The following is an 18,282-nucleotide window of genomic DNA, read 5'->3' as shown; positions in this document are numbered from 1 at the left end:
GCGAGGGTTTCAGCCCCAGAGCACCGGCTTGTTCACCATCAGGTAGAACACCACCAGCACCGCGACGAAGGCGGGGTAACCGAGCCCTTCCCACCAGCGCGCGTAGCGCCAGTACAGCGGCGGCAGCGGGCGGCCGGAGGCGAGCGCCTCGTCGGCCATGGCGGACAGGCGGATCTGCAACCAGACCACGGGCAGCCAGCACGCGCCGGCCAGCAGGTACAGCGCGATCGAGGCGGCGAGCCACGGCGTGTCCAGCGACCAGCCGGCCTGCATCGCGAGCCACACTCCGGTGACGGGCTGGACGATGACGGCCGGCGTGGTGAACCACAGGTCCGCGCGCTTGACCAGGCGGGCCACGACGGCCTGCGCGGCCAGCGAGCCGCTGCGGTTGGCGAAGAACAGGTAGAAGGCCGAGCCGAAGCCGGTGCCGGCCAGCAGCACGCTGGAGACGATGTGCAGCCACTTGATGACGAGATAGGTGTTCATGAGGTACTCCCTGGGGTCGGGTCTTGCCGATGTCGGCCATCGGCGTCGTTGTTGTCTTCGTGGCGTCGTTGTTGAAGCTGCCGTTGCCGTTGCCGTTGCCGTTGTCGTTGCGGGCGGCATGGAGGTCGCGGCCGGGCTGCTCCGCGCCGGGCGCGGCGCGGTCCCGGCACGCGGGCTCAGGCCGGTGCATCCTCGTCGAGGATCAGCAGCAGCACCGCGATCGGCAGATTCTTCGTGAGGCAGCCGAGCGGGTCCAGCCACAGCGACGGCAGGATCAGCGTCGCGACGGCCGTCATGCCCAGCATCAGCGCGCCGGCCAGGCGGTAGACCCAGCGGCGATGCCAGCGCCACATCGCCAGGCCGACCAGCAGGTCCGCGAGCGCGCCGCCGAGGATCAACGGCGCGATCCAGGCCTCGGGCGTGCGCGCCGCGAGGAGCAGGTCGCGGCTCCGGCCATCGAGCTCGACGACGCTGGCGACGGCGGTGGCGAGCCACAGCGCGATCAGCACGCCGCGCGCGGCGAGGCGCGTGCGACGGTGCCGGAAGTTGATCAGGCCGATGCCCATGCGGCCTCCACGAACTGCTCGACGGGCACCGCGGGACGTCCCAGCAGACACTCGAAGGCGTCGGCGTCGCCGACGTTGTCCTGCTGCAGCAGGGACAGGCTCTCACTGCTCCACGGCTGGAAGCTGAAGCGGTCACCGATCAGCGCGCTCCAGCGGCTGGGCGCGTCCGGCAACGGGATCACGCGGGCGGGCGCATGGCCGCGTTGCCGACGCAGCTCGCCGATGAAGTCGGCCAGGCTCAGATCGCGCGGTCCGACGGCGGTCACCACCTCCGGGCCGCCGTCCTGCAGCAACCGCAGGCAGGCGAGGGCGACGTCCGGCACGGCCACCGGCTGGACGCGAGCCCTCACCGCGGCGGCCGGCAGCATCAGCACCGGCAGCCGGGCGAGGTTCATGAACAGCTCGGAGCTCGCGCCGCCGCGACCGAAGACGATGCTGGGGCGCAGCACGGTGGCGTCGAGGCGGCCCTCGGCGCGCAGGCGCAGGAGGGCGTCGTCGGCCGCGCGTTTGGTGGTGGCATACCGGGTGTCGCTGCGGTCGACGCCGTTGGCGGAAATCTGGATCACCCGCGAGACGCCGGCTCGGGCGCAGGCTTCGAACAGCGCGGCCGGTGCCTGGTGGTGCAGCGGTTCCAGCTTGCGGCGCGGCGTGTCACGCAGGATGCCGACGGCGTTGACGACGGCATCGAAGCCGGAGACACGGGGCAGCCAGGTGGCGGGGTCGAGGTCGCGGCCGAAGTCCTGCGTCTTCGAGCTGCCCTCCGTCACCGCCAGGCCGGCTTCTCGCAGCGCCCGCACGAGGCGCCGTCCGACGAAGCCGCTGGCGCCGCAGACGAGGACGGCGCGGATGTTGGTGCTCATCGTGCTTCTCCGGAGTGATCGCGCCGCGATGGCGGCGTGGGGAGGTCGCAGACGCCGTCCCGGCAGGCCGATGTTCCCGCGCGACGTTCCGCGGCACGCCGCAGCGTCGTCTCGAACATGACCCGGACCAGTGGGCGGGGGATCCGATAGCGGTTGCGGGCGACGATGGGATAGGCCCAGTCGCAGAACTGGCGCAGACCGGGGGCACCCATCACGCGGGCCAGGCCGCGCAGCCGCGCGCCGTCGTAGATGAGGCGCAGCGCGGCTGCGCCGCGCACGATGGCGCCGTCGGCGCATCGCACGTGCATCAGATCCATCAGCTCCCTCATGGAGACACCGGCCGGGAGGTCGGTGACGCCCGGGGCCGAGATGTCCGTGAACCGCAGCAGCCCGTCGACGTTGCGAAGCTGCAGGTTGTGCATCTCCGCGGCGCAGATCGGGCAGCCGCCGTCGAAGTAGATCGTCAGGGGATAGATCGCGTGGTTCATGATTTGTCCGATATTTCAGTAGACACAGAAATAGACAGCCAAAAAAAGGGGCGGGTCAGGACCCGTCCCCGCGCACGAAGCGCTGGACGCTGGCGCCCAGCTTCAGCACCTTCTCCAGGGTGCTGGGGGAGAGCCGCATCATTTCCTCCGACCATGACCCCAGCGTCTGCATCAGGCGCAGGCATTCGCGGACGCGGTCCTGCGCATCGGGGGTCTCGTTCTGGAAGCCTTCGTCTTCGACCAGCTCGGCGAGCATGCGGACGGTGGGGTCGAACTCGCGCTGCTTGCGCTCGCGCACCACGGTGCGGAGCAACTCCCACACGTCGACGGAGGTCTCGAAGTAATCGCGGCGATCGCCCAGCACGTGCGTGACGCGGACCAGGTTCCAGCTGGTCAGTTCCTTCAGGCTGGTGCTGACATTGGAGCGGGCGACGGAGAGCGTCTCGGCGATTTCCTCGGCATGAAGCGGCCGGCCATGGAAGTAGAGCAACGCGTGGATCTGCGCGACGGTGCGGTTGACGCCCCACGCGCTGCCCATCTCGCCCCAATGGAGGACGAATCGGCGGGCGGTGTTGCTGAGTTCCATGGCGCGAAGTGTAGGGCGACAGAAATTTCTGTCAATACAGAAATAACTCGATGAATCAGGCGGCGTGCTTCCGCGCGTTGGCATGCCTCCGCCTAGCTCTTCGCTTCGGTCGGCGCGACATGAAAAATGCCCGGAGGCGTGAGCCGTCCGGGCCTTCGAGTCTTTCGGGATCGGGTTGAACGATCCCTCGGTCCTCAGACCGCCACCGACTTCGCCGTGTCGGCGTATTCCTCGATCTGGTCGAAGTTCATGTAACGGTAGACGCTGGCCTTGTCGGCGTCGATGACGCCCATTTCCTTGAGGTACTCCTCCTTGGTCGGCAGGCGGCCCAGGCGGGACGCGATGGCGGCCAGCTCGGCCGAGCCCAGGAACACGTTGGTGTTCTTGCCCAGACGGTTGGGGAAGTTGCGCGTGGAGGTGGAGATCACCGTCGCGCCCTCGCGGACCTGTGCCTGGTTGCCCATGCACAGCGAGCAGCCCGGCATCTCGGTGCGCGCGCCGGCCGTGCCGAAGGCGGCGTAGTGGCCTTCCTTGATCAGCTCGCTCTGGTCCATCTTGGTCGGCGGCGCGACCCACAGCTTGACCGGAATGTCGCGTTGGCCGCCCAGCAGCTTGGCCGCCGCGCGGAAGTGACCGATGTTGGTCATGCACGAGCCGATGAAGGCTTCGTCGATCTTCGTGCCGGCCACTTCCGACAGCATCTTCGCGTCGTCCGGATCGTTCGGGCAGCAGACGATGGGCTCGGTGATGTCGGCCAGGTCGATCTCGATCACGCAGGCGTATTCAGCGTCCTTGTCCGCTTCCAGCAGGTCCGGCTTGGCCAGCCACGCCTCGACCTTCTCGATGCGGCGCTGCAGCGTCTTCGCGTCCGCGTAGCCGTCGGCGATCATGTTCTTCATCAGCACGATGTTGGAGGTCAGGTACTCCTTGATCGGCTCCGGATTGAGCTTGATCGTGCAACCGGCGGCCGAACGCTCGGCCGAGGCGTCGGACAGCTCGAACGCTTGTTCGACCTTCAGGTCGGGCAGGCCTTCGATCTCCAGGATGCGGCCCGAGAAGATGTTCTTCTTGCCGGCCTTGGCCACGGTCAGCAGACCGGCCTTGATCGCATACAGCGGGATCGCGTGCACCAGGTCGCGCAGCGTCACGCCCGGCTGCATCTCGCCCTTGAAGCGCACCAGCACCGATTCCGGCATGTCCAGCGGCATCACGCCGGTCGCGGCGCCGAAAGCCACCAGGCCCGAACCCGCCGGGAAGGAGATGCCGATCGGGAAGCGGGTGTGCGAGTCACCGCCGGTGCCGACGGTGTCAGGCAGCAGCAGGCGGTTCAGCCAGCTGTGGATCACGCCGTCGCCCGGACGCAGGGCCACGCCGCCGCGGTTGGAGATGAAGGCGGGCAGCTCGCGGTGCGTCTTCACGTCCACCGGCTTCGGATACGCCGCGGTGTGGCAGAAGGACTGCATCACCAGGTCGGCCGAGAAGCCCAGGCAGGCCAGGTCCTTCAGCTCGTCGCGGGTCATCGGGCCGGTCGTGTCCTGCGAGCCGACGGTCGTCATCTTGGGCTCGCAGTAGGTGCCCGGGCGCACGCCCTGGCCTTCCGGCAGGCCGACGGCGCGGCCGACCATCTTCTGCGCCAGCGTGAAGCCAGCGGTCGAGGCGGCGGGCGCCTGCGGCAGGCGGAACTGCGTCGAGGCCGGCAGGCCCAGGAACTCGCGCGCCTTGGCGGTCAGCGAGCGGCCGATGATCAGGTTGATCCGGCCGCCGGCGCGGACTTCGTCGAACAGCACGTCGCTCTTGAGCTGGAACTCGGCGACGGTCTCGCCGTTCTTCACCAGCTTGCCTTCATAGGGCAGCACGTCGATGACGTCGCCCATCTCCAGCTTGCCGACGTCGACCTCGATCGGCAGCGAGCCCGAGTCTTCCTGCGTGTTGAAGAAGATCGGCGCGATCTTGCCGCCCAGCGTCACGCCGCCGAAACGCTTGTTCGGGACGAACGGGATGTCCTGGCCGGTGGCCCAGATCACCGAGTTGGTGGCCGACTTGCGCGACGAGCCCGTGCCGACGACGTCGCCGACGTAGGCCACGACGTGGCCCTTCTTCTTCAGATCGTCGATGAACTGCATCGGCCCGCGCTTGCCGTCTTCCTCCGGCTTGAAGGCGGCGTCGGGACGCGTGTTCTTCAACATCGCCAGGTAATGCAGCGGGATGTCCGGACGGCTCCAGGCGTCGGGCGCCGGGGACAGGTCGTCGGTGTTGGTCTCGCCGGGCACCTTGAAGACGGTGACGGTGATCTTCTTCTCGACTTCCGGACGCGACGTGAACCACTCGGCGTCGGCCCAGCTCTGCATCACTTCCTTGGCCTTGGCGTTGCCCGCCTTGGCCTTGGCGGCGACGTCGTTGAAGTAGTCGAACATCAGCAGGGTCTTCTTCAGGCCCTCGGCGGCGACGCCGGCCACGTCGGCGTCGTCCAGCAGCTCGATCAGCGGATGCACGTTGTAGCCGCCGACCATGGTGCCCAGCAGCTCGGTGGCCTTGGCCTTGGAGATCAGGCCCACGGCCAGGTCACCGTGCGCGACCGCGGCCAGGAAGCTGGCCTTGACCTTGGCGGCGTCGTCCACGCCCGGGGGCACGCGATGGGTCAGCAGGTCGACCAGGAACTCGCCCTCGCCGGCGGGCGGGGCCTTGATCAGCTCGATCAGCGCGGCGACTTGCTTCGCGTCGAGGGGCAGCGGCGGGATGCCCAGCGCGGCGCGCTCGGCTTCGTGTTGGCGGTAGGCTTGCAGCATGCGAACTCCAGTTTCTGTGGTCTCTGCTCGGGTCAGAACAAGGTCGGAAAGCGGGGCCTGAGGGTCACGGTGCGCTGGGCACGATGACCTTGAGCCCCTTGAAATAGTCTCGGAAGAATCCCTGGTCGCGCGTGATCAGCCCGTCGCACTGCAACATGGCGTGGGCGCCGACCAGGAAATCGGGCATCGCGCGCGGACCGGCGGCATCGGCCGCGCGGGCGGCCGCCGCGCCGCCCCGGTCCTGCAGGCGTTGCTTGAACTTGCGTTGCATCTCGCCGGCGCGGATCGCGGCGCGCTGATCGATAGGGGAGAAGCGCAGGCCCATCTCCTCCAGCGCGTCCATCACCTCGGAGCCGTGGCCCAGCCCGGCGGTGACCTCGGACAGCACCACGTCGCACAGCACCACCGGTCCGCTGGACAGCGCCAGGCGCAGCGCGGCTTCCGCGGCGTCGGCGCCGGCGGCGTCGCCCAGGAGGTCGATGAGGACGGAGCTGTCGACGGCGATCATGCGGTCACGCCTCCGTGGCGTCGTCCGGCGCGCGGCCGCGCAACTCGCGCATCACGTCGTCGGTGGCGGTGCCGTCGGGCAGCTTGAAGCGGCCGCGGGCGCGGGAGATGGCGTCGTCCACGTTCTTGCGCAGGATGATGCGCGCCCCGTCCAGCTCGACCTTGAGCGTGGTGCCCTTGGTCAGCCCCAGCGCGTCGCGGACGGCCTTGGGCAGCGTGATCTGACCTCGTTCGGCGACGGTGGCTTCCATGGGGGCTCCTGGCGATGCTGGAGGATAGGCGACGGGACGGGTATGAACCGGAAAGTATGCATGAATTGTACGTACTTTCGCTTCATGAAAGCCAGCAGAGCCCGACGGCCCCACTGGGAGAAGCCATTGACGCAGTCTGGTCGTGGTGCATTTCCCGCCCGTGACGCCCGTCCTGCGCCCCTCGTGACGCCGGCCCGCGAAGCCCCGTGCCGCCGGCCTTCTCGCCCATGAAAAAGCCGCCTCGCGGGCGGCTTCGGAGGGCGGCGAGGGGGCTGCTTACTGGCCGGTCGGGGCGATGCCCAGGCCGCTGCCGGCAGGGGCCGACGCGGCGCGGGCGGCCTCGATGGCGGCGCGCTGCTCGGGGTGGATGCAGTCGTCCACCATGCGCTGGCCGACCTTCACGTCCAGCAGCATCGACTTGTTGGCGATCTGGACCATCAGCGTGCGGCCGGTGACGTCTTCCAGGCGCAGCGCGCCCGTCGACGACAGCACCGGCTTCATCGTGAAGATGTCCTTCTTGTAGGCCACGTCGATGTAGCCGGCGTGCTTGACGTTGGGCTCGATGTTGATGGTCTGCTTGAACTCGCACTCGTACATGCCCAGGTAGGCCTGCTTGGCGGCGGACAGCTGTTCCTCGCTGGCTTCCGGCAGCGGGGGCGGGGGCGGCGGGGTCTTGGCGGCCGGCTTGCGGGCCTTGGCCGCGGGGGTGGCGGGCTTGGTCTTCGCGGGCGCGGGCTTGGCCGCGGGTGCGTTCGTTGCGGGCTGCGCGGCGGCGATGCCGGCGGACAGGGTCAGGGCGGCGGCGACGCTGCCGGACAGGAGGAGGGCGGTCAGTCTCATGCGGAACGAAGGATGTGGACCTGAAAAGGAAATCGCCGGGGTTCCGGCGGTGCGGAATTGTCGCCGCGCGGGCTTGGCGCGCGGCCCCGATTTAATGTGTCAAACGGTTGGCGCGCGCCAGGGTCTTCCCGGGTTGCGGGCGGTGGAGTTCAGAGCGGCGACGGCTCCCGTGCGAACCACGCCTGATCCACCTCCGACGGCAGGTTCTGGCCGGTGCGATGGGCGCGTTGCAGCAGATGCCAGAACAGCCGGTAGCTGGCGCGGTCGTGCAGCATGTCGCGGTGCTGGATGGGCGCCCACTGCGCGGCCTGCGCGGCGAGCAGGATGTCGATGGCCTCGTCGATCTCGGCCACGCTGGGGGCGAAGGCGTCGATGATGGGCTGGATCTGGTTGGGGTGGATGCTCCACATCCGGGTGTAGCCGAACTCGCGCGCGGCGCGTTCGGCGGCGGACTGGATGGCGCGCTGGCTCTTGAACTCGGTCACCACGCAGTGGGAGGGCGTCTTGGCGTGGCCATGCGCCGCGGCGGCGATGTCCAGCTTGGCGCGTTGCACCAGCGGGTGCGTGAACTGGCCCTCGACCGTCAGCGCCGAGCGCGGGATCGCGCCGCGATGCGCCGACACGAAGTCCATCAGCCCGAACGACAACGACTCGATGCGCGGATGCGCCGCGATCGCCATCACATCGCGCAGCGCGCCGTGGGTCTCGATCAGCGTGTGCAGCGGCAGCGGCTTGCGGATGTGGTGGCGCCGCAGGCTGTCGTCGATGAACGCGATGGCGCGTCGCAGGTCGTCCAGTCCCTCGGGCTTGGGGATCATGAGGTAGGCGAGCTTTTCGCCGCCGCCGGCGATCACCGCCTCCACATCGGCCTCGAACGACGGGTGGTTGAACGGGTGCACCCGCACGCCGACGCGGCCGTGGGCATTGAGCGCGCCGTTCAGCAGATGCAGCACCAGCAGCATGTGCTCGGCCTCGCCGCCCACGGGCGCGCCGTCCTCGCAGTCCAGCGTGATGTCGAACACCGGGCCCATCTGTGCCTGCAGCTCCAGGCTCTTGAGCATGCGCGCCTCGACGCCGCAGTAATGGTCGACGACCGGCAGCACGACGGGAGCCTGGCCTTCCTCGAACAGGGCGTCGGCGGGATGGATGGAGGTGCTCATGGACGGGGCGTGAGGACGCGCGGCGAGCCGCGGTGGAAAGAAGAAGGGCCGGCCCTCGTGAGAGAGCCGGCCCGTCGAGTGTCGCTCAGGTCGGATGCCCGCGAGCGCGTCGCGGCGGCACCCGGACCAGGCGGCTTACAGCAGATGCTTGACGCCGTTCTGCTCTTCCAGCAGCTCGTCCAGCGTCTTCTTGATGCAGGCTTGCGAGAACTCGTCGATCTCCAGGCCCTCGACGATCTTGTACTCGCCGTTCTCGACGGTCACCGGGAAGCCGAACATGACGTCCTTGGGGATGCCGTATTCGCCGCCCGACGGGATGCCCATCGTGACCCACTTGCCGTTGGTGCCCAGGGCCCAGTCGCGCATGTGGTCGATCGCGGCGTTGGCGGCCGAGGCGGCCGACGACAGGCCGCGCGCGGCGATGATCGCGGCGCCGCGCTTGCCGACGGTCGGCAGGAAGGTGGTGCGGTTCCACTCTTCGTCGTTGATCAGGGCCTTGACCGACTGGCCGTCGATGGTGGCGAAGCGGTAGTCGGCATACATCGTCGGCGAGTGGTTGCCCCACACGGCCAGCTTCTCGATGCCGGCGACCGGCTTGCCGGTCTTGGCGGCGATCTGCGAGGCAGCGCGGTTGTGGTCCAGGCGCAGCATGGCGGTGAAGTTCTTGGCCGGCAGGTCCGGGGCCGACTTCATCGCGATGTAGGCGTTGGTGTTGGCCGGGTTGCCGACCACCAGCACCTTGACGTTGCGCGAGGCCACGGCGTTCAGGGCCTTGCCCTGCGCGGTGAAGATGGCGCCGTTGATGGACAGCAGTTCCGAACGCTCCATGCCCGGGCCGCGCGGACGCGAGCCGACCAGCAGCGCGTAGTCCGTATCCTTGAAGGCGCTCATCGGGTCGCTGTGCGCCTCGATGCCGGCCAGCAGCGGGAAGGCGCAGTCTTCCAGCTCCATGATCACGCCCTTGAGCGCGTTCTGGGCCTTCTCGTCGGGGATCTCCAGCAACTGCAGGATGACGGGCTGGTCCTTGCCCAGCATTTCGCCGGAAGCGATGCGGAACAGCAGGGCATAGCCGATCTGGCCAGCGGCGCCGGTGACGGCGACGCGAACGGGTTTCTTGCTCATCAGAGTCTCCGAAATGTGCGAGTGAAAACTGAAAACGACAGAAATACGGAAAGCGCGGAGGCGAGGGCCGTGAATGCCGCGTCGTGTCGACGCGGCGGCTGCTCGAGTCCGGGAGGCGCGGTCCGAGCCCGGCGCCAGCGTCCGCGAGTGTAGGTCAGCCGAACCGTCCGGGTGAGCCTGGAAGGGTCTTCTTCGCCCACCGGTGCGTGCCGCCTCCCTGGATCGCGCGGGGTGGCGAGGCGTGCGGGCCGCCCGGGTGCGGCACTCGCGCGACACTCTTGTGTCTTATATAAGACTAATCCGGTCGGACTCCCGCGGGGACGATGGACGGTGCCGCCGCGTTTGTGCTCGAATGCCGCCCCATGTCGCCCCCCGCCGTCCCGGTCCATCCCGTCACGCCGCTCAATGAGCTGGCGCGCGCGGAGGCCGCGCCGGCGTTCAGTCCGCTGTACCGCCAGATCAAGGGGCTGATCCTGAAGGGGCTGCAGGCGGGCGAATGGAAGGCCGGCGAGACCATCCCCAGCGAGATGGACCTGGCCGCCCGCTTCGGCGTCAGCCAGGGCACGGTGCGCAAGGCCGTTGATGAGCTGGCCGCCGACAATCTGCTGGTCCGCCGCCAGGGCAAGGGCACCTTCGTCGCCACCCATGCGGAGCAACAGCAGCAGTACCGCTTCCTGCGGCTGACGCCCGACGGCGATGCGTCGGCGACGCTGGGCCGGCAGTTGCTCGACTGCCGCCGCCAGCGCGCGCCGGCCTGGATCGCCAGGCTGATGCACTTGCGCGCCGGCGATCCGGTGATCGAGATCCGCCGCCTGCTGCACAGCGCCGGCCATCCGGTCGTGCTGGACGACATCTGGCTGCCCGGCGCGATGTTCAAGGGCCTGACGACGGAGCGGCTGCTGGAGCATCGCGGCCCGTTCTACGGTCTGCTCGAAACCGAATTCGGCGTGCACATGATCCGCGCGCAGGAAAAGATCCGGGCGGTCGCGGCGGAGGAAGACTCCGCCGCGCTGCTGCAGGTGACGCCCGGCAGTCCGCTGCTGAGCGTGGAGCGGCTCGCCTTCACCTACGGCGACAAGCCGGTGGAGTTGCGCCGCGGTCTCTACAACACTTCCCACCACTTTTATCGCAACGACCTGAATTGATTCTTTCGCGTTGCGGCGCTGACGTTTTCAAGGCACGGCCAAACGACGACATGCGCCCAGCACACCCTTCAGAGGTGTTGCGTTGCAATAAAATCTTCGGGTTTCACACTGATTACAAGGTCGGACATGACGGACGCCACCCAAGCCACCACGAAGAAACGACCGGTCTACACCAACATCCATGTGACGCAGATCGTGTCGTACCGCCTGCCTCCGGCCGGCATCGTCTCGATCCTGCATCGCATCAGCGGCCTGCTGATGTTCCTGCTGCTGCCGTTCGTGATCTGGATGTTCGACACCAGCCTCACGTCGGAAATCTCCTACGAGACCTTCACCTCGGCCTTTGTGTCCGGCATCGGCTTCCTGCCGGGCTGGTTCATCAAGCTGGTCGCGCTGGCCCTGATCTGGGGCTACCTCCACCACTTCATCGCCGGTGTCCGCCACCTGTGGATGGACGCGACGCACAGCGTCAGCAAGGCGCAAGGCCACAGCAGCGCGATCGTGACGCTGGTGCTGGGCGTGGTGCTGACCGTCGCGCTCGGCGCCAAGCTGTTCGGCCTGTATTGATCGGCGTTGCCCGATTCAACGATTGACCGAGATTGACCGAAGAGGCAAATCAAAAATGACAACCTACGGAAGCAAGCGCATTGTCAGCGGTGCGCATTACGGCTTGCGCGACTGGATGGCCCAGCGCGCCACCGCGCTGCTGATGGCGCTGTTCACCCTCGTGCTGCTCGCGCAAGTGCTGTTCACCAGCCAGCCGATCGGCTACGACCTGTGGGCAGGCATCTTCAGCAAGCAATGGATGAAGTTCCTGACCTTCGCGCTGATCCTGTCCCTGGCGTATCACGCCTGGGTCGGCGTGCGGGACATCTGGATGGATTACGTCAAGCCGGTGGGCGTGCGGCTGGCGCTGCACGTGTTCACGCTGGTGTGGTTGGTGGGTTGCGCGGGTTGGGCGATCCAAGTGCTCTGGAGGCTGTAAGAAATGCAAATCGGAACCTCGCTGCCCAAGCGCAAATTCGATGTCGTGATCGTCGGAGCCGGTGGCTCGGGCATGCGCGCATCGCTGCAACTGTCGCTCGCCGGGCTGAACGTCGCCGTCCTGTCCAAGGTTTTTCCCACCCGCTCGCACACCGTGGCCGCCCAGGGCGGCATCGGCGCCAGCCTGGGCAACATGTCGGAAGACAACTGGCATTACCACTTCTACGACACCGTGAAGGGCTCGGACTGGCTGGGTGACCAGGACGCCATCGAGTTCATGTGTCGTGAAGCGCCCAAGGCCGTCTACGAGCTCGAACACTTCGGCATGCCGTTCGACCGCAACGCCGATGGCACGATCTATCAGCGCCCCTTCGGCGGCCACACCGCCAACTACGGCGAGAAGCCCGTCCAGCGCGCCTGCGCCGCCGCCGACCGCACCGGTCACGCGCTGCTGCACACGCTGTACCAGCAGAACGTCAAGGCCCGCACCAACTTCTTCGTCGAGTGGATGGCGCTGGACCTGATCCGCGACGCCGACGGCGACGTGGTCGGCGTGACCGCGCTGGAAATGGAGACGGGCGAGGTCCACATCCTCGAAGCCAAGACCGTGCTGCTGGCCACCGGCGGCGCCGGCCGCATCTTCGCGGCGTCGACCAACGCCTTCATCAACACCGGCGACGGCCTGGGCATGGCGGCGCGCGCCGACATCCCGCTGCAGGACATGGAGTTCTGGCAGTTCCACCCGACCGGCGTGGCCGGCGCGGGCGTGCTGCTGACCGAAGGCTGCCGCGGCGAGGGCGCGATCCTGCGCAACGCCAACGGCGAGCGCTTCATGGAGCGCTACGCCCCGACGCTGAAGGACCTGGCGCCGCGCGACTTCGTCTCGCGCTGCATGGACCAGGAGATCAAGGAAGGTCGCGGCTGCGGTCCCAACAAGGACTACGTCGTGCTGGACATGACCCACCTGGGCGGCGACGCGATCCTGAAGCGCCTGCCGTCGGTGTTCGAGATCGGCCACAACTTCGCCAACGTCGACATCACGAAGGAACCGATCCCGGTCGTGCCGACCATCCATTACCAGATGGGCGGCATCCCGACCAACATCCACGGTCAGGTCGTCGTGCCCAAGGGCGACGATCACAAGAGCATCGTCAACGGCCTGTACGCGGTGGGCGAATGCTCCTGCGTGTCGGTCCACGGCGCCAACCGCCTGGGCACCAACTCGCTGCTGGACCTGGTGGTCTTCGGCCGCGCGGCCGGCAACCACATCGTCGACGCGCACAAGGCTGGCATGTCGCACAAGCCGCTGCCCAAGGACGCCGCCGACCAGACGCTGGCGCGCCTGAACCGCCTGGAGTCGTCGAACTCCGGCGAGTACGCCCAGGACGTCGCCAACGACCTGCGCAGCGCCATGCAGGAGCACGCCGGCGTGTTCCGCACCCAGGCGATGCTGGACGAAGGCGTGGTCAAGATCGCCGAGCTGCGCGAGCGCGTCAAGAACATCACCCTGAAAGACAAGTCCAAGGTCTTCAACACCGCGCGTGTCGAGGCCCTGGAAGTGGACAACCTGATCGAGGCCGCGCAGGCCACGATCGTGTCCGCGGCCGCCCGCAGGGAATGCCGCGGCGCCCACACCGTCAACGACTACGAGCGCGGCGCCGACGATGCCGAGTTCCCGCTGGGTCGCAACGACAAGGAGTGGATGAAGCACACGCTGTGGCACAGCGCCACGAACAGCTTGTCCTACAAGCCGGTCAACCTCAAGCCGCTGACCGTCGACAGCGTGCCGCCGAAGGTCCGTACCTTCTGAGCGACGCAGGAGCAATCACATGATCAAGCGCACCTTCAAGATCTACCGCTACGACCCGGACAAGGACGCCAAGCCGTACATGCAGACCATCGAGCTGGAGCTGGCCGGCAACGAGCGCATGCTGCTCGACGCCCTGCTCAAGCTCAAGGCGGTCGACCCGACGCTGTCGTTCCGCCGCTCCTGCCGCGAAGGCGTGTGCGGCTCGGACGCGATGAACATCAACGGCAAGAACGGCCTGGCCTGCCTGACCAACCTGCGCTCGCTGCCGGACGTCATCGTCCTCAAGCCGCTGCCGGGCCTGCCCGTCGTCCGCGACCTGATCGTGGACATGACGCAGTTCTTCAAGCAGTACAACTCGATCAAGCCCTTCCTGGTCAACGACGAGCCGCCGCCCGAAAAGGAGCGCCTGCAGTCGCCCGAGGAGCGCGAGGAGCTCAACGGCCTGTACGAGTGCATCCTGTGCGCGAGCTGCTCGACCAGCTGCCCCAGCTTCTGGTGGAACCCCGACAAGTTCGTCGGCCCCGCCGGCCTGCTGCAGGCCTACCGCTTCATCGCCGACAGCCGCGACCAGGGCACGGCGGAACGCCTCGACAACCTCGAGGATCCGTACCGCCTGTTCCGCTGCCACACCATCATGAACTGCGTCGATGTCTGCCCCAAGGGTCTCAACCCGACGAAGGCGATCGGCAAGATCAAGGAACTGATGGTGCGTCGCACCGTCTGAGGCCCGCACGCCTCTTCGCATCTGGATCACGCGCATGACAGCCGTCGCCGACAACACCCTCGTTTCCGAGAGGGATCTCTCCAAGCTCAAGTGGCGCTGCCGCCGGGGCCTGTTGGAGAATGATCTTTTCATCGAGCGGTTCTTCCGGCGGCATGAAAGCCATCTGACCGTGTTCCATGCCGAGGGCCTCAGGCAGTTGATGGACCTGTCCGACAACGACCTGCTCGATCTGATGCTGGCCCGCAAGGAGCCGGCGGACGATCTGGACCGGCCCGACGTGCATGCGGTGCTGGCGCTGCTGCGGACTCCCCAGTAACAAGAATCCCCCGAAGTCATAAGGAATGCCCATGACCCCGTCTGACGTCAAAGCCACTCTGTCGTTCTCCGATGGCAGCCCCCAGATCGATCTGCCGCTCTACAAGGGCACGATCGGTCCGGACGTGATCGATATCCGCAAGCTGTACGGCCAGACGGGCAAGTTCACCTACGACCCGGGCTTCCTGTCGACCGCCTCGTGCAACTCGACCATCACCTACATCGACGGCGACAAGGGCGAGCTGCTGTACCGCGGCTACCCGATCGAGCAACTGGCGGTGAACTGCGACTACCTGGAGACCTGCTACCTGCTGCTGTACGGGGAGCTGCCCAACCCGGCGCAGAAGGAAGAGTTCGTCAACCGCGTGACCCATCACACGATGGTCAACGAGCAGATGCAGTTCTTCCTGCGCGGCTTCCGTCGCGACGCGCATCCGATGGCCGTGATGACGGGCCTGGTGGGCGCGCTGTCGGCCTTCTATCACGACAGCACCGACATCAATAACCCCGAGCATCGCGAGATCGCCGCGATCCGCCTGATCGCGAAGATGCCGACGCTGGTGGCGATGGCCTACAAGTACACGATCGGCCAGCCCTACGTGTACCCGAAGAACGACCTCTCGTACGCCGGCAACTTCATGCGCATGATGTTCGCCACGCCGTGCGAGGAGTACAAGCCCAACGACGTGCTGGTCCGCGCGATGGACCGCATCTTCACGCTGCATGCCGACCACGAGCAGAACGCGTCCACTTCGACGGTCCGCCTGTGCGGCTCGTCGGGCACGAACCCGTTCGCCGCGATCGCGGCCGGCGTGGCCTGCCTGTGGGGTCCGGCGCACGGCGGCGCGAACGAAGCCGCGCTGAACATGCTGGGCGACATCCAGAAGCAGGGCGGCGTCGCCAAGATCGGCGAGTTCATCAAGCAGGTGAAGGACAAGAACAGCGGCGTCAAGCTGATGGGCTTCGGTCACCGTGTCTACAAGAACTACGACCCGCGCGCCAAGCTGATGCGCGAGACCTGCCACGAAGTGCTGACCGAGCTGGGCCTGCACGACGACCCGCTGTTCAAGCTGGCGATGGAGCTGGAGAAGATCGCGCTGGAAGACGAATACTTCGTCGCCCGCAAGCTGTACCCGAACGTCGACTTCTACTCCGGCATCGTGCAGCGCGCCATCGGCATCCCGGTGCCGCTGTTCACCGCGATCTTCGCGCTGGCCCGCACGGTCGGCTGGATCGCGCAGCTGAACGAGATGATCGGCGACCCCGAGTACAAGATCGGCCGTCCGCGTCAGCTGTTCGTCGGCGCCACCGCGCGTGACGTCAAGCCGATCGGCCAGCGCTGATCCGCCGGGCGGCACGCCCGCGCCGGGTCCGTTCCGAACCCGGCGCCGCGAGCGGCGAGCCCCGAACAAAAGCCCCTGAGCCCCCCGGCCAGGGGCTTTTTCGCTGCGCATCGAGATCGAAAGGATCAACGATGCGCTATGCTTTGCAAACGTTTGCAATTGCCATTTCCGGCCATCGTGGCCCGTTTCCGGATCGTCAGCGATCCGGGTGACCTACCGATCGACAGAGTCCGAAGCTACCAATGAGCACCATCAAGGATGTGGCCGCGCTGGCGGGGGTGTCCTTCACCACGGTGTCGCATGTGTTGAACAACACGCGACCGGTCAGCGCCGAGGCGCGCGCGCGCGTGCTGGCGGCCGTCGACGAGATCGGCTACCTGCCCAGCGCGGTGGCCCGCTCGCTGCGGCGCAGCGAGACCAAGATCGTCGGCGTGCTGGTGCCCAACGTGCGCAACCCGTTCTTCGCGGAACTGGTCGTGGGGGTGGAGGAGTGGTGCCGGCAGGCCGGTTTCTCGGTCTTCCTGTGCAACTCGGACAACGACCCCAAGCACCAGCAGTCCTACTTGCGGACGCTGCTGGAGAAGCGCATCGACGGCCTGCTGCTGAGCTCGGCCGGCGACACCGAGGCCCTCGCCACCACCTTCCGCCACGCCAGCGTGCCGGTCGTGACGGTGGACCGGCTGGTGCCCGGCGCGCGCGCCGACCGCGTCAGCGTCAACAACCAGCTGGGCGCCTTCGAGGTCGTGCGGCACCTGCTGGAGCTGGGTCATCGCCGCATCGGCTGCGTCAGCGGACCGGCCGAATTCGAGGTCACGACCGAGCGCGTCACCGGTTGGCGCAACGCCCTGCAGCAGCGCGGCATCGCGCCCCGGCCCGAGTGGCTGGCCGAGAGCGACTTCAGCACCGCCGGCGGCTACGAGGCCGTCAAGGCGCTGCTGCGTCGGCAGCCCGAGCTGACCGCCGTCTTCACCTGCAACGACTTGATGGGCATGGGCGCGCTGCGCGCCGCGGCGGAGCTCGGCCTGACCGTGCCGCGCCAGCTGTCGGTCGTGGGCTTCGATGCGATCGAGCTCGGCAGCTACGTCTACCCCGCGCTGACCAGCGTGGGCTGCTCGATCCGGGAGCTCGGCCGCGAAGCCGGCCGCGCGTTGATCGAGCGCATCGAGAATCCCCAGGCGCCCTTCAAGGACCTGCAACTCGTGCCGCACGTCGTGCTGCGCGAGAGCACCGCGGCGCCGCTGTCTCCGGAGCAATGATGAGAACAACAACAACGGCGGCCGCGATGGCGGCATCCGCTGGATCGGGCACCGGCGCGCCCGCCACCGTGGTGGTGGTGGGCAGCGTCAACATGGACCTGGTGGCCCACGCCGCGCGCCTGCCGGCGCCGGGCGAGACGCTGATCGGCGACGCCTTCGCGGGCACGCCCGGCGGCAAGGGCGGCAACCAGGCGGTGGCCGCGTCGCGGCTGGGCGCGGAGGTGGCGCTGATCGGCCGCGTCGGCATGCGCCAGCACGGGCAGGACCTGCTGAAGGCGCTGGAGGCCGAGCGCGTCCACACCCAGGCGATCCGGCGCGACGACCAGACCTGGCCCGGCGTGGCCGTTATCATGGTGGCCAGCGAGGGCGGCGAGAACGCCATCGTCGTCGTGCCCGGCAGCAATGCCGACCTGGACACGCAGGACGTGGAGCAGGGCGCCGCGCTGTTGCGGCAGGCCCGGGTCGTCGTCGGCCAGCTGGAGGTGCCGGTGCCGGCGATCCAGCGCGCCTTCGAGATCGCCCGCCAGGCCGGCGTCGTCACGGTGCTGAACGCCGCGCCCGCGCAGGCGCTGCCCGCCGCGCTGCTGGCGCTGAGCGACTGGCTGGTCGTCAACGAGACCGAGGCGTTGCAGCTCGCCAGTACGGTGGAACTGCCCGGCGACGCCGACGAGATCACCATCGCCCGTGCCGCCGCCGCGCACCTGCGCACGCTGGGGCCGCGTCACGTGCTGGTGACGCTCGGCGGCGCCGGCGCGTGGCTGCTGGGCGAAGCGCATCCCGAGGGACTGCATCTGTGCGCATCGCGTGTCGACGCGGTGGACACCGTCGGCGCGGGCGATACGCTGGTGGGCGGTCTGGCCGTCGGCCTGGCCGAGGGACTGGCGCCGGCGCGCGCCGTCGCGCTGGGGCAGTCCGCCGCGGCGCTGTCGGTGAGCCGGTCCGGCGTGCAGCAGGCGATGCCGCATCGATCGGAACTGCCGGACCTGCCCGATCTTCCCGCGCTGACCGCGGCCGCCCTCGGCGCCGCCGGCAACGCCTGACCCTGGAGCCGTC

At 68.0% G+C, this 18,282-nt stretch carries 20 protein-coding genes; 9 read left to right on the top strand and 11 right to left on the bottom strand.

Features of this window, described 5'->3' with window-relative positions:
- Positions 1–9: 9 nt before the first annotated feature.
- The 11 genes from CDN99_RS11370 to CDN99_RS11320 all read right to left on the bottom strand — a co-directional run bounded on the left by CDN99_RS11370 (position 10) and on the right by CDN99_RS11320 (position 9,652).
- Positions 10–486 carry a DUF2269 family protein gene (locus CDN99_RS11370; RefSeq protein ID WP_088384973.1) on the bottom strand — a complete coding sequence of 159 codons (477 nt, stop codon included), beginning with the start codon at positions 484–486 and terminating at the stop codon, positions 10–12.
- Positions 487–662: 176 nt separating this feature from the next.
- On the bottom strand, positions 663–1,052 hold the full coding sequence (locus CDN99_RS11365; protein WP_088384972.1) for a DoxX-like family protein: 390 nt from the start codon (positions 1,050–1,052) through the stop codon (positions 663–665).
- Positions 1,037–1,912, bottom strand: coding sequence for an NAD-dependent epimerase/dehydratase family protein (locus CDN99_RS11360; RefSeq protein WP_088384971.1), 876 nt, complete (start codon positions 1,910–1,912; stop codon positions 1,037–1,039). The genes CDN99_RS11365 and CDN99_RS11360 overlap by 16 nt, the downstream gene beginning before the upstream one ends.
- Positions 1,909–2,400 carry a thiol-disulfide oxidoreductase DCC family protein gene (locus CDN99_RS11355; protein ID WP_088384970.1) on the bottom strand — a complete coding sequence of 164 codons (492 nt, stop codon included), beginning with the start codon at positions 2,398–2,400 and terminating at the stop codon, positions 1,909–1,911. The genes CDN99_RS11360 and CDN99_RS11355 overlap by 4 nt, the downstream gene beginning before the upstream one ends.
- Before the next feature lie 55 nt (positions 2,401–2,455).
- Positions 2,456–2,986 (bottom strand): GbsR/MarR family transcriptional regulator, encoded by a 531-nt coding sequence (locus CDN99_RS11350; RefSeq protein ID WP_088384969.1) that lies wholly within the window; start codon positions 2,984–2,986, stop codon positions 2,456–2,458.
- Between the two features lie 194 nt (positions 2,987–3,180).
- Positions 3,181–5,772: a bifunctional aconitate hydratase 2/2-methylisocitrate dehydratase gene (gene acnB, locus CDN99_RS11345; RefSeq protein ID WP_088384968.1), complete on the bottom strand. Its 2,592-nt coding sequence runs from the start codon at positions 5,770–5,772 to the stop codon at positions 3,181–3,183.
- Positions 5,773–5,836: 64 nt separating this feature from the next.
- On the bottom strand, positions 5,837–6,280 hold the full coding sequence (locus CDN99_RS11340) for a type II toxin-antitoxin system VapC family toxin (protein ID WP_088384967.1): 444 nt from the start codon (positions 6,278–6,280) through the stop codon (positions 5,837–5,839).
- Between the two features lie 4 nt (positions 6,281–6,284).
- Positions 6,285–6,530, bottom strand: coding sequence for an AbrB/MazE/SpoVT family DNA-binding domain-containing protein (locus tag CDN99_RS11335; protein ID WP_088384966.1), 246 nt, complete (start codon positions 6,528–6,530; stop codon positions 6,285–6,287).
- A gap of 276 nt (positions 6,531–6,806) precedes the next feature.
- A complete protein-coding gene (locus CDN99_RS28980; RefSeq protein ID WP_088384965.1) occupies positions 6,807–7,370 on the bottom strand; it encodes a hypothetical protein in 564 nt (187 codons plus the stop codon).
- A 149-nt stretch (positions 7,371–7,519) separates the two neighbouring features.
- Complete coding sequence (locus CDN99_RS11325) at positions 7,520–8,530, bottom strand: HpcH/HpaI aldolase/citrate lyase family protein (protein ID WP_088384964.1); 1,011 nt, start codon at positions 8,528–8,530, stop codon at positions 7,520–7,522.
- Between the two features lie 135 nt (positions 8,531–8,665).
- Positions 8,666–9,652, bottom strand: a complete 987-nt coding sequence (locus CDN99_RS11320; protein WP_088384963.1) for a malate dehydrogenase — start codon at positions 9,650–9,652, stop codon at positions 8,666–8,668.
- A gap of 362 nt (positions 9,653–10,014) precedes the next feature.
- On the opposite strand from CDN99_RS11320, the gene CDN99_RS11315 reads away from it, so the two are divergent.
- The 9 genes from CDN99_RS11315 to CDN99_RS11275 all read left to right on the top strand — a co-directional run bounded on the left by CDN99_RS11315 (position 10,015) and on the right by CDN99_RS11275 (position 18,269).
- The gene (locus CDN99_RS11315) at positions 10,015–10,797 is read left to right on the top strand and encodes a GntR family transcriptional regulator (protein ID WP_088384962.1); all 783 of its coding nucleotides are present in this window, start codon (positions 10,015–10,017) and stop codon (positions 10,795–10,797) included.
- A gap of 126 nt (positions 10,798–10,923) precedes the next feature.
- Positions 10,924–11,364, top strand: coding sequence for a succinate dehydrogenase, cytochrome b556 subunit (gene sdhC / locus CDN99_RS11310; protein WP_088384961.1), 441 nt, complete (start codon positions 10,924–10,926; stop codon positions 11,362–11,364).
- Positions 11,365–11,419: 55 nt separating this feature from the next.
- Positions 11,420–11,782 (top strand): succinate dehydrogenase, hydrophobic membrane anchor protein, encoded by a 363-nt coding sequence (gene sdhD, locus CDN99_RS11305; RefSeq protein ID WP_088384960.1) that lies wholly within the window; start codon positions 11,420–11,422, stop codon positions 11,780–11,782.
- 3 nt (positions 11,783–11,785) lie between these two features.
- Complete coding sequence (gene sdhA, locus CDN99_RS11300) at positions 11,786–13,591, top strand: succinate dehydrogenase flavoprotein subunit (protein ID WP_088384959.1); 1,806 nt, start codon at positions 11,786–11,788, stop codon at positions 13,589–13,591.
- A 19-nt stretch (positions 13,592–13,610) separates the two neighbouring features.
- Positions 13,611–14,315: a succinate dehydrogenase iron-sulfur subunit gene (locus CDN99_RS11295; RefSeq protein ID WP_088384958.1), complete on the top strand. Its 705-nt coding sequence runs from the start codon at positions 13,611–13,613 to the stop codon at positions 14,313–14,315.
- A 34-nt stretch (positions 14,316–14,349) separates the two neighbouring features.
- Positions 14,350–14,631, top strand: coding sequence for an FAD assembly factor SdhE (locus CDN99_RS11290; protein WP_088384957.1), 282 nt, complete (start codon positions 14,350–14,352; stop codon positions 14,629–14,631).
- A gap of 31 nt (positions 14,632–14,662) precedes the next feature.
- Complete coding sequence (gltA, locus tag CDN99_RS11285) at positions 14,663–15,973, top strand: citrate synthase (protein WP_088384956.1); 1,311 nt, start codon at positions 14,663–14,665, stop codon at positions 15,971–15,973.
- Between the two features lie 242 nt (positions 15,974–16,215).
- The gene (locus CDN99_RS11280) at positions 16,216–17,229 is read left to right on the top strand and encodes a LacI family DNA-binding transcriptional regulator (RefSeq protein WP_088384955.1); all 1,014 of its coding nucleotides are present in this window, start codon (positions 16,216–16,218) and stop codon (positions 17,227–17,229) included.
- A 26-nt stretch (positions 17,230–17,255) separates the two neighbouring features.
- The gene (locus CDN99_RS11275) at positions 17,256–18,269 is read left to right on the top strand and encodes a ribokinase (protein WP_088384954.1); all 1,014 of its coding nucleotides are present in this window, start codon (positions 17,256–17,258) and stop codon (positions 18,267–18,269) included.
- Positions 18,270–18,282 lie beyond the last annotated feature (13 nt).

It is taken from the genome of Roseateles aquatilis (assembly GCF_002205645.1).
GTDB lineage: Bacteria > Pseudomonadota > Gammaproteobacteria > Burkholderiales > Burkholderiaceae_C > Roseateles > Roseateles aquatilis.
Note: the sequence above shows the minus strand (reverse complement) of the source record. Positions and strands in the feature narration are given on the sequence as shown.